General features: G+C 61.1%; 1 protein-coding gene. It reads right to left on the bottom strand.

Translation table 11 applies throughout. From position 1 onward, the window contains the following. Window positions 1–681 (bottom strand): type VI secretion system tip protein TssI/VgrG (tssI, locus tag QMX98_RS34785; protein WP_282412089.1); only part of this gene is annotated, 681 nt, incomplete at both ends.

Here is a 681-nt window from a genome sequence, read left to right as displayed (position 1 = left end):
CATCCGCCCGCGCTTCAGTCTTGCGGTCCAGATGGGTAATCCGGTGTTCTTCAACCTTGAACTCGCTGAAAACATTGGCCTCGACCGTGTCATGGCGTTCATTGCCGATGCGGATTTTCTGGTCGTGTTCGATGTTTTCATCCCAGTCGCGCTGGGCGTGCAGGTAGATCTGTTCCGCGCCTTTCTTGTCTTCGATACGGAACTCGTTGTAACCCTTGCCGCCCGGTGAACTGAGGGTCTTGAAGGTGCTGCGGGTCTTGTTCGCCGGCAGGTCGTAGGGGACGACGTTTTCCTTGTGGAACAGGCAGCCGGTGATCAGCGGTTGGTCGGGGTCGCCTTCGAGGAAGGTGACGAGGACTTCCATGCCGACGCGCGGGATGGCGATGCCGCCGTAGGCACTGCCGGCCCAGCCGGTGGCGACGCGTTGCCAGCAGCTGGTGGTGTCGTTGGCCTGGCCGTCGCGGTCCCAGTGGAATTGCACTTTGACGCGGCCGTATTCGTCGCAGTGGATTTCTTCGCCGGACGGGCCGGTGACAATGGCGGTCTGGCTGCCGAGGACTTTCGGTTTCGGGTGTTCGAGGGCAGGGCGGAAGTGCGCGTCCCACGGGGTGGCAAGGAAGGTGTTGCGGTAGCCCTGATGGAAATCGTCTTTGTTGTGGGTGACGTCGCTGGTGACGTTTT

The sequence above is a fragment of the Pseudomonas sp. PS02303 genome, from assembly GCF_029959925.1.
Classification (GTDB): Bacteria; Pseudomonadota; Gammaproteobacteria; order Pseudomonadales; family Pseudomonadaceae; genus Aquipseudomonas; species Aquipseudomonas mandelii.
This window is presented reverse-complemented; position numbering and strand designations above follow the sequence as displayed.